Annotated in this window: 7 protein-coding genes; 1 reads left to right on the top strand and 6 read right to left on the bottom strand. The window is 38.2% G+C overall.

The window, feature by feature from the left end:
• From dexB to B3R79_RS01115, 6 genes are all read right to left on the bottom strand, one after another.
• Positions 1-1,553: glucan 1,6-alpha-glucosidase DexB (gene dexB / locus B3R79_RS01140; protein WP_293693198.1), on the bottom strand; the 1,553-nt coding region annotated here is incomplete at its 3' end.
• 121 nt (positions 1,554-1,674) lie between these two features.
• A complete protein-coding gene (gene gtfA, locus B3R79_RS01135; protein ID WP_014293867.1) occupies positions 1,675-3,120 on the bottom strand; it encodes a sucrose phosphorylase in 1,446 nt (481 codons plus the stop codon).
• Positions 3,121-3,232: 112 nt separating this feature from the next.
• A complete protein-coding gene (locus tag B3R79_RS01130) occupies positions 3,233-4,066 on the bottom strand; it encodes a carbohydrate ABC transporter permease (RefSeq protein ID WP_003063108.1) in 834 nt (277 codons plus the stop codon).
• Positions 4,067-4,079: 13 nt separating this feature from the next.
• Entirely contained in the window at positions 4,080-4,946 is an 867-nt protein-coding gene (locus B3R79_RS01125) for a carbohydrate ABC transporter permease (RefSeq protein WP_154454112.1), read from the bottom strand.
• Positions 4,947-4,958: 12 nt separating this feature from the next.
• Positions 4,959-6,230: an extracellular solute-binding protein gene (locus B3R79_RS01120; RefSeq protein WP_293693197.1), complete on the bottom strand. Its 1,272-nt coding sequence runs from the start codon at positions 6,228-6,230 to the stop codon at positions 4,959-4,961.
• An 11-nt stretch (positions 6,231-6,241) separates the two neighbouring features.
• Positions 6,242-8,404 (bottom strand): alpha-galactosidase, encoded by a 2,163-nt coding sequence (locus tag B3R79_RS01115; RefSeq protein ID WP_293693196.1) that lies wholly within the window; start codon positions 8,402-8,404, stop codon positions 6,242-6,244.
• 109 nt (positions 8,405-8,513) lie between these two features.
• On the opposite strand from B3R79_RS01115, the gene B3R79_RS01110 reads away from it, so the two are divergent.
• The coding region (locus B3R79_RS01110; RefSeq protein ID WP_293693195.1) for an AraC family transcriptional regulator at positions 8,514-9,235 on the top strand (722 nt) is incomplete at its 3' end.

Genomic DNA, 9,235 nt, shown 5'->3' with positions numbered 1-9,235 from the left:
ATTAACTCTGAGGTGTTACTGATGATAGTTTCTTGATAAGAAAGAGTTGTTTCAAAGGCTTGGACTTGATTTGATAAGTTTGCAACTACTAAATAAGTTTCATCTGCTGTTTTTCTAAGATAAGCAAAAACCTTATCTTCTGTATCCAAAAGTTCAAAATCCGCATCAATCAACCAATCGTTTTCTTTGCGAAGTTTGATGAGTTTTTGGTAAGTGTAGAAAATAGAATCTGGATTGTCTAGAGCTGCTTGTACATTAATTTCTGTGTAATTGGGATTAACTGGTAACCAAGTTTTATCAGCTGTTGAAAATCCTGCATTCTTGCCATTATCCCATTGCATCGGTGTTCTAGCATTGTCACGTCCAATCATACGAATGCTATCCATGACTTCTTCTGGTGTCTTATCATTTTCAAGGGCTTCTTTGGCAAAATTTAGTGACTCGATATCATCAATTTCTCCCAAATCTTTGAAAGGATAGTTAGTCATGCCGATTTCTTCTCCTTGGTAGATGTAAGGCGTTCCTCGCATCAAGTGTAAGGAAATGGCTAGCGCCTTGGCTGATTTTTCACGATAATCGTCAGTGTCACCCCAGATAGAAAGCACGCGCGGCAAATCATGATTGTCCCAGAAAAGGGAATTCCAGCCTTGACCAAGTTCCAGTTCTGTCTGCCATTTGTTGAAAATAGCTTTGAGAGCAGGAACATTTAGCTCTTTTTCGTATTCCCATTTTGAAGCGTTTGGCTTGTGTTGAAGACCGATATGCTCAAATTGAAAGACCATGGACAATTCTTTCTCAGCTGGCGATGAATACTTCTTAGCAATTTCCGGAGTTGCTCCCCAAGTTTCACCAACCGTTAACAAATCTTTTCCGGCTAAAGTTTTTTGGTGCATTTCTTTAAGGTAGTCGTGCAATTTTGGACCATTATTTGAGATTAAGCGGTCAGGAATCTTCCCAATCATGTCAATCACGTCCATACGAAAACCAGAAATACCTTTGTCAATCCAGCGATTCATCATATCATAAACAGACTGGCGTAACAGCGGATTTTCCCAATTCAAATCAGGTTGTTTCTTGCTGAAAAAGTGCAAATAATATTGCCCAGTTTTGCGATCATATTCCCAAGCAGAGCCACCAAAAATAGAATCGAGCTCATTAGGTTTATCACGCCAAATGTAAAAATCACGATACTTACTATCAGGATTTTCATGCGCTTCAACAAACCAAGCGTGCTCATCTGACGTGTGATTAACCACTAAGTCCATAATGATGCGGATACCACGCGCTTTTGCCTCTTCTAGCAATTCTTCCATATCAGACATATCGCCAAAAATATCAGCAATCGCCTCATAATTTGAAATGTCATAGCCATTATCATCCATTGGAGACTGGTAAACTGGAGAGAGCCAGATCGCTGTAATTCCGAGCTTTTGCAGGTAATCAAGCTTACTGATAATTCCTTTTAAATCACCAACTCCATCACCGTTTGAGTCCTTAAAAGATTTTGGATAAATTTGATAAATCGTTGCTTTGTGCCACCAATGTTTTTCCATAACGCACCTCATTTTAGAATTCTTTGTCTCTATTTTAGCTTTTTCTTTTGTTTCACGCAATCGTTTGCATTACTCAAACCTAGATGCAGAGAAAAGCAAGGATAATCCCTTGCTTTTAGCTTTATAGAAAGGTAATTTCTTGACCGTTTTCTGTGATATGATAAGTCAAATCTTTTAGATTAATCTTTGCTTGTGCGACAACACTACTGCCTTGATTACGGCGTGTAATAAGAATTGTGTGACTATCAAGTTCATCAACTTCAATACTGCCATCCAGGTCAAAAGCAGCCGATTGATTACGGAAAGTAAATAATTTTAGCAAAGCTTGAACAACTGGACGTTTGACTTCTTCTGCAATTTCGCTACTGCTATAATAATGACGATTAATATTGCGACCTTCTTTTGTTTTTTCTAACAATTCAAGATCATTTTTACCAGCTAAAAAGCCAACATAATACACTTGTGGAATGCCTGGCGCGAAAGCTTGAATCAAACGAGCTAAGAAATATTTCTTGTCATCATCCCCAAGCGCAGAATAGTAAGTTGAATTGATTTGGTAGATATCAAGATTATTATACTCGGCTGTTGAATATTTTCGGTTGACGTTGGCACCTACTTTATAAAGTTCATTTGACGTGTAATCAATTTCCTCATCCGTCAAGATATCTTTGACATCAACAACTCCAATACCATCGTGCGTATCAAGTGTCGTAAATTGTTTCATTGGAGACATTTTAAGCCATTTCGCCAAACGATTAACATTTCCGCTGTAAAGGCTATAAAGAACCACCATCGGAAGGGCAAAATCATAAACATAGTAATCGTGCTCAGCGATTTTAAACTGAATCGAATAATGCTCGTGAATTTCTGGAAGTAACTCTGTACCAGATTCCGCAGCAATGCTACGGACTTTATCAAGCAATTCCCAGATTTCTGGTTCTACAAAGAAATCATTAGTATCTAATTTTTTAACTGCATAAGCAAAAGCATCTAATCGAATAAGGTCGCAACCATTTTCAGCTAAATGCGCGATGGTCTTTCGAATGAAATCCATGGTCACGTCTTTTGTCACATCAAGGTCAATCTGCTCTTCACCAAATGTGTTCCAGAGATGCTCAACTGAACCGTCCGCAAAGTGAATTTCTTGTTTTGGTGCGCGGTCTTTACGCTTGTAAATCAAATCCACATCAGCTTGTGTCGGACGATTTTCTGGCCAAAATTTATCCCAGTTAAGAAACATATCCTTGTAAGCACTAGCTTCGTGCTTTTCTTGATAATCTTTGTAATATTTTGATTGACGAGAAATATGGTTAATCATGAAATCAAACATGAGATAATACTTCTCACCCAATGCCTTCACGTCATCCCAATCCCCAAATGCAGCATCAACCTCATCATAATCGACTGGCGCAAAACCACGGTCACCTGTTGACGGGAAAAATGGCAAAAGATGAACCCCGCCGACAGCTTCTCCAAAATACTTGCCAAGATTTTCATTTAATTCTTTCAAATTCTTTCCCAGACTATCTGAGTAAGTAATAAGCATTGTTTTATTTTGTATTGTCATAGTTACTCCTTTACCCTTTTGGATTTTAGCACCCAGCAAAAGTTGAACTCGGGCTACAAGCTGGGTGAAAAAGATGAGCCTCCTTGTGTCTTAATGACACTGCGTCGACTCCTTATTTCACTGCGCCGTTGCTCATTCCTGAAATGATATGTTTTTGGAAAATGAGGTAAACGATTGTGATAGTAATAATACCAACGACGTATGATGCAAAGCTTGGTCCGTAGTCGCTGAGGTATTGTCCTGTGTAGTTGTATTGAAAAAGTGGCAATGACCAAGAGTCTGATGATTTGTTCAGCATCAAGAGTGGAAGCATGAAGTCATTCCAAAACCAAAGTGCATTGATAATCAAAGTTGTAGCGTGCATTGGTTTTAACATTGGAAAGACGATTTTGCGATAAGTTGTGAATTTATCAGCACCATCAATCTCAGCTGCTTCATCCAAACTGTCAGGAACACTTAACTTGATGTATCCGACATACAAGAATAAGGTTTGTGGTACAGCATATGTTAAGTACAAGATAATCAAACCCCAAATATTAGTCAAGCCAAGTCGACTCATCATTACTGTGATTGGAATCATGATAACTTGAAATGGCACAAAAATTCCCAAAATCAACAAACTGTACATGATATTGAAAGCACGTTTTTTGCTCATATTACGAGCAATTGAATAAGCAGCCGCAGGAATAAATAAAGTCACCAAAATCACTGATACAACGGTGATAATCGTTGAATTTAAGAAATAATGTCCGATGCCATCAGCAAGCAAGCGTGTGTAGTTGCTTAGAGTGACAGGATTTGGAAAAGCAAAGAAATGTTGCATGATATCCTTAGTTGTCTTAAATGAACTAAAGACAGTTGCTAATAAAGGAATCAAAATCAGAATTGAACCCGCAATTAAGAGCACATATTTCCAAAAAGTATTATAACGTTCTTCTTTTTTCATCTCTCACTCACTCCTATACTTCAAAACGACTTGATAATTTAAGTTGCAACACTGAAACAAGAACAATGATGGCAAAAAGAATCAAGGCAATTGCGTTAGCATAACCGTATTGGTTACTTGAAAAGGCATAATTGTAAACCAAAAGTCCGATTGATGTTGTTGAATTACTTGGTCCACCACCAGTCAAAGCAAAGATTTGGTCAAAAGCTGTTAAGCCACCTTTTAGTGCCATGATAAAGACCATAGAAATACTTGGTAACAGATATGGTAATTCAATGTTCCAGAACGTTTGTTTGCTGTTTGCGCCATCGATTGCGGCCGCTTCTGTAATCTCACTTGGAATGGTTTGAAGACCAGATAGGAAGAGAATAATCGGCATGGCAACACCTTGCCACAACATAACAAAGATTGCTGCAAAAACAGCACCGCCAGTTGTTCCTAAAAGACTTGTTTTCAAAAATTCAATGTTCAAAGCTTCACCGATAGCAGGCAAACCATAGTTAAAAACCTGTTTAAAAATCAAAGACACTGTCAACCCTGACAAAACAGCTGGGAAAAAGAACCAAGCTCTAAAGAACGTTTGACCTTTGATTTTAGCATTCAAAGCACGCGCCACCCAGATACCAATCACAATTTCACCGATAATTAACGCAATGGTCAAAATCAAAGTAAAGCCAAGAGCTTTAAAGAATTTGGTATCCGTTAGCAAGATTTTATAATTATTGACACCAACAAAATCAAAATTGTAAGTCAATCCAGTCCAGTTTGTAAAACTGTAGAAAGCACCTTGAATCATTGGGAAATAGAAGAAAATTGCTTGTAAAATCAAGGGAACAATCAAGAACACCCAGCCCCAATATTTATTTAAAAATTTTCGCATTCTAGTTTCCTCCTACTTCGTCACATCGGCTTTCATCGGATTGAAAAAGACATTTAATTCATCTGTATATTGCTTAGCATCTTTGCTCATCAAATAATTGGCTGTCAAACTAAAGAAGTCTTCTTCGCTTGTCCAATTTTCACCAAGCCAAACATAGTGCTTATCTGTAAAAGCTAATTGATAAAGCGGAGCAAGGGGAGAGTTCTCGTCTTCAACCACACCATTTACAGATACTGGTGAGCCATCGACGTCATAATATTTTTGCATTGCTTTAGCTGAAGCCATATAAGAAATGAATGCTTCACATTCTTTTTTATGCTTAGTTGATGATGAGATAGATAAGGCCAAATCACCTGCACCGACAGTTACTTCCTGACCAGCTTTTTCACCAGGAAATGCAAATGTTGATACTTCAAAATCTGGATTTTGTTGCTCGATGGCAGCTAAAGCCCATGAACCACCAGGCATCATCAAGGCTTTTCCAGTTGCAAACGCCACTACAGAATCATTGTAGGAAGCACCTTGCCAGTTAGTTTGTTGATTACCCTTATCAGCAAGTAAATCTAGACGCGTTAGCACCTCTTTAACTTCACTATCTGAAGTTGAAATAAAATTCACCGGAGAAAAGCGAAGATAATCATTTGCCTTATCACCGCTGCCAGTCACACTGATATAAGCTAATTGGTGATAACCATTTAAAGTCCAACCTTCACTGCCAGCGAGCGCAAATGGCGTTTCACCGTCAGCTTTAATCTGTTTAACAAGTGTTTCAAATTCATCCCAAGTTTCTGGAACTTTGAGGCCTAATTCTTCAAATTTTGTCTTGTTAAAATAAATCCCTGAAACGTTGGCTGATAGCGGGACGCTATAAATTTTGCCGTTGACAGCATAATTTTTTTCGTAATGATTTTTGATGTTTTCAAGGTATGATTTTCCAGTCATATTCTCAAAGTAACCTGCTTTTGCCCACTCTTTAAAATCAACGTTCTGAGGGTAAATGTTAATGACATCTGGAGCATCGCCTGCAAGCATACGTGTTTTTAGGACGGTACCAGCACTTGGCACACTGGTCATTTTAACATGGATCTTTGGATTTTCTTTTTCAAAATCCTTAATGATTTCTTTTAGCGTACCAACCATTTCTGTTTTTTGGTTGAAATATTCGATAGTTACCTTGCCATCATTAGAGGAATCACTGTTTTTTGAACAAGCTGTCAATGTCAAAGCAGCTGCCGCTGTCAACATTGCCACTCCAGTCACTATTAATCGTTTAGGCCATTTCATGGAAAACCTCCTTATTGTTTCACGAAATAGTATTGTTTACTGAGGTAATCACCTTGTGGGAGAATCGTTGTGAGGCCCGCATACATGAGCTCTGCCCCTGAGAAGACTTGATCTATCCCTTGTAGTTGGTAAGTTGCCTCTTCTTCCAATCCTTTCAACTTAAGTGTTGTTTCAATGATTTCAATGGTTGAAAGTGTGCGAACATAAGTGACAACTACCTTATCTTCATAAACAAATTGAACCGCTGCTTCATTTGACCCTTCTTCTGGATTAATCAAGCGATATTGCTTACCAAATTGAATCACTGGACGAATGTCTTTGTAGTGAGCAACTTGAGCAGTAATTACATCTTTTTCAGCTTGTGGCAAGCTGGTCAAATCAAGTTCATAGCCAAGATTTCCCATCATGGCAACATTACCGCGAGTTTCAATCGGTGTTGTGCGTCCCATTTGGTGATTAGGACTTGCTGATACGTGAGAGCCCATTGAAATGGTTGGGTGAAGGTAACTCGAGCCGTATTGAATTGGCAAACGTGAAATGGCATCAGTATTGTCACTAGCCCAAACTTGTGGGAAATAGCGCAGCATACCAAGATCATTTCGACCACCGCCACCTGAGCAAGATTCAAAGAGAATGTTACTATGCTTTTCTGTCAAATAAGACACCAAATCATACAAACCTAGCATGTAAGCATGAGATTGCATTTGGGTCGCAAGATAAGTATCACCATTTCCGATATTTGTGATGTTACGGTTATAATCCCATTTAACATAATCAATAGTATTTTCTGTCAAAATCTTATCAATAGCTGCCTTGATGTAGGCTACGACATCAGGATTTGCAAGGTTGAGCACCAATTGATTACGAGAATAAGTATGACCACGACCTTCAGCTTGAATAGCCCAATCTGGATGCGCACGATAAAGGTCACTATCAACAGAAATCATTTCTGGTTCAAACCACAAACCAAATTTCAAACCTTTGGCATGCACTTCAGCAATCAAGTCATTCAGAGGTCCACCGAGTTTTTCTTCGTTGACAACCCAGTCACCAAGCGCACGATTATCATCAAATCGATTACCAAACCAACCGTCATCAAGAACAAAAAGCTCGATACCAAGTTTGCTTGCTTCGTCAGCTAAATCAAGCAATTTTTCTTTTTTGAAATTAAAATAAGTCGCTTCCCAATTGTTAATGAGAATTGGACGTTCAGCATGTGCAAATTGTTTTGGCATGATGTGATCTTGAATGAACAATTGACTTTCTTGAGTGATTTTTCCAAGACCATGATTTGAAAAGGTTATCAAAGCCACTGGTGTTTCAAAGCTATCGCCAGCTGATAGTTGCCAAGCAAAATTATCATCGTTGATTCCGATACCTAAACGAACTTCGTTCAATTGATTTTTTTGGACAAAAGCTTGGAAATTACCGCTGTAAAGCAGTTGAAGAGCTAAAGCCTGACCAGCATCTTCTGTTGCTGTATGCTCACATAAAATCATGGCAGGTGTATGGGAATGACCTGAAGCACCGCGATTTGAAGCAACTGTGAAAATACCTTGTTCAACTTTTTGACGACGAACCGTTTTTTCACGTGCATAAGCACCTTGCAATGTCACCACATCATAAGCAGAAGCTGGCACATCAAGCATGGTTGACAAAGCACGATTGATAACAACTGCTTTATCTGATAAATTTCGAACCTCAGCATGAGTTGAAATAGTGCTGCAATCAGCATAAGCAGTGTAGTAAAGTTTTAATTCTAGCGCAGCGACTTTGTCTTCAAGTGTCAAAACTAAAGTTTCGGCATCTTCTGTTGAATGTGGATTAGGTAATCCTGTTGCTTCTTTTGCACCATGTAAAATCTCACTAGATGTTAACTTAAATTGTGTCAATTCGTTATTAGCGTGTGCTATTTTTAGAGATGGTTGTCGGAAATCTCCGAATCCATGAACACCAAAAACTTGGCGTTGTGTATCATAACTAAAGGTGCGGTTATCTGGAGTTGGATTTCCTGAAAAAGCGTGGTCCTTCTCCAAAATAGCGTTTGAGCCGTGATATTTGGCGATTTTGCCTCCAATATGACGAAGAAGCAAATCCCCTTCTTTATTTTCGATAATCATTGACATCTCTTTACTTTGAATGTAAAAAAGATTCCCTTCGATGCGAATTCCCATGATAATTCCTCCCTTTGTTTACTAAAATTTTACCATCATTTATTTACCTCTTGAATGGTATCATGTTGGGCAAATATGGTAAAATGTTGTTTATAAAGGAGTTGATACTTTGAATATTCTACATACCTACAACGAATTTGGCACGAATAATTTTGACCTGAACGTCGACCATTATGGTGCTGAGATTTGTGATAAAAACTACTCTTTTGGACCTACTGTTAGGGATAACTACGTCCTTCATTTCATTGTTGATGGCAAAGGAACTTTCAAAATTGATGGCACAACGACCGAACTTAAAACAGGTGATATGTTCATTTTGCCAAAAGAAAAAGTGACCTTCTACCAAGCTGATAGCAAGCACCCTTGGACTTATCTTTGGGTTGGATTTAGTGGCTCAAAAGCTGAAAGCATCTTAAATAAAACACAACTTCTTGAACACTATTTTTGTCATTCAACGCTCAACTCTAAAATCCTCGATCAGCTAGTCAAATTAACACAATTCCGTGATCAAAAACTCGATGACATTACAGAGCTTCAGCTGATTGCTGAACTTTACAAATTGCTAGCGTTTCTAATAGAAGAATTTCCAAGCAAAGCAATGTCTGATAGCAGTATTTTGATTCAAAATTACATCAAGCAAGCTAAAAAAATCATTCACACACAATATGGAAAACCATTAAAAATTAGTGATATTGCCAAAAAGCTCAATCTAAATCGCTCCTACTTGTACAAGATATTCAAGGAAGAAACAGGTTATTCTCTCAAGGATTATCTCATCCAAATCCGCATGGAAAAAAGTGCTGATTTGCTTACCAGCACGACTTTTCACAT

The organism is Streptococcus sp. UBA3373, from assembly GCF_002360305.1.
Lineage (GTDB): Bacteria > Bacillota > Bacilli > Lactobacillales > Streptococcaceae > Streptococcus > Streptococcus alactolyticus.
This window is presented reverse-complemented; position numbering and strand designations above follow the sequence as displayed.

Bases quoted from the DNA above. Each gene is read 5' to 3' on its own strand.
- B3R79_RS01115 (WP_293693196.1), bottom strand. From the start codon at position 8,404: ATGGGAATTCGCATCGAAGGGAATCTTTTTTACATTCAAAGTAAAGAG.
- B3R79_RS01120 (WP_293693197.1), bottom strand. From the start codon at position 6,230: ATGAAATGGCCTAAACGATTAATAGTGACTGGAGTGGCAATGTTGACA.
- B3R79_RS01125 (WP_154454112.1), bottom strand. From the start codon at position 4,946: ATGCGAAAATTTTTAAATAAATATTGGGGCTGGGTGTTCTTGATTGTT.
- gtfA (WP_014293867.1), bottom strand. From the start codon at position 3,120: ATGACAATACAAAATAAAACAATGCTTATTACTTACTCAGATAGTCTG.
- B3R79_RS01130 (WP_003063108.1), bottom strand. From the start codon at position 4,066: ATGAAAAAAGAAGAACGTTATAATACTTTTTGGAAATATGTGCTCTTA.